The sequence below is a fragment of the Mesorhizobium sp. M7A.F.Ca.CA.003.01.2.1 genome, assembly GCF_003998945.1.
Classification (GTDB): Bacteria; Pseudomonadota; Alphaproteobacteria; order Rhizobiales; family Rhizobiaceae; genus Mesorhizobium; species Mesorhizobium ciceri.
Genome location: NZ_RZRA01001253.1, coordinates 1 through 1,235, shown reverse-complemented (window position 1 = coordinate 1,235; position 1,235 = coordinate 1). Strand labels below are relative to the sequence as shown.

Below are 1,235 nucleotides of genomic sequence, written 5' to 3'. Positions count from 1 at the left end.
TTCTACACCAGCGGCGAGCTGAAGTCCGAAGGCAGCTCGATCACCGAAGGCATCGGGCAGGGGCGCATCACCGCCAATCTCGAAGGGTTCACGCCGGACTTTTCCTTCCAGATCCCCGATGAGGATGCGCTGCCGATCGTCTTCGACCTGATCCAGGAAGAGGGGCTTTGCGTCGGTGGCTCGACCGGCATCAACATTGCCGGCGCGATCCGCCTGGCCAGGGAATTGGGTCCCGGCCACACCATCGTGACCATTCTTTGTGACTACGGCACGCGCTATCAGTCAAAACTGTTCAACCCGGAATTCCTGCGCGAGAAGCAACTGCCGGTGCCGGGTTGGATGGAGCTGAAGAGCACAATTTCGGTGCCGTTCGAAAAGGTCGCGTGATGGCAAACTGGACGGATGCCCTGTTTCGCGACGACGCCTATCTGCGGACGGCGGATGCGACGATCGTTGCCGTCAACGACCGCGGCGGCATCATCCTCGACCGGACGATCTTCTACGCCACTTCGGGCGGCCAACCGGGCGATACCGGGTGTCTCGAACGCGCGGACGGCAGCCGCATCGCCATTGCCGCTACCCTCACCGGCGAGACCAAGGACGAGATCATCCATGTGCCGGCGCCGGAGCAAGCAGTGCCACAGGTCGGCGAGACGGTGAGGTTGGCCATCGACTGGGAACGCCGGCATCTCCTGATGCGCATGCATGCGGCTTGCCATTTGCTCACCGTCGTCTGTCCGTTTCCAATCACCGGTGCCGCCGTTTCCGAGGACGACAGCCGTGTCGACTTCGACGCTCCGGATGCCGGCTTCACCAAGGAGGACATCACCGCCGGGCTGATGGAGCTGGTGCGGGCCGATCATCCGATCTTTGTCAGGCTGATCAGTGACGAGGAACTGGCCGCCAATCCCGGCCTGGTGAAATCCAAGAACGTCCGGCCGCCGGCCGGCACCGGCAAGATCCGCCTGGTCTGTATCGGCGACAACGCCTCGGTGGACAGCCAGCCCTGCGGCGGCACCCATGTGAAGAGCACTGGCGAAGTCGGCGAAATCCACATCGGCAAGATCGAGAAGAAGGGCCGTGAAAACCGGCGCTTCCGCATCCGCTTTGGGCCGATGCCGGCAAACTGAACAGACAGTGATCGCCAAAAGGCGAGCAGGAGCACAAAATGGCCGAGGACAGCCCCTTCACCGTCGACGCAGACTGGCTGCAGCAACGTCTCGGCGAGCCGGGCC

1 protein-coding gene and 1 pseudogene are annotated in these 1,235 nt (G+C 63.0%); both read left to right on the top strand.

The features are described 5' to 3' along the window. Positions 1–387: pseudogene (locus EN969_RS31715) on the top strand (pyridoxal-phosphate dependent enzyme); the annotation flags it as partial. After that, positions 387–1,130, top strand: coding sequence for an alanyl-tRNA editing protein (locus EN969_RS31710; RefSeq protein WP_063168059.1), 744 nt, complete (start codon positions 387–389; stop codon positions 1,128–1,130). The pseudogene EN969_RS31715 and the gene EN969_RS31710, both read left to right, overlap by 1 nt. Positions 1,131–1,235: the final 105 nt, after the last annotated feature.

Bases quoted from the DNA above. Each gene is read 5' to 3' on its own strand.
- EN969_RS31710 (WP_063168059.1), top strand. From the start codon at position 387: ATGGCAAACTGGACGGATGCCCTGTTTCGCGACGACGCCTATCTGCGG.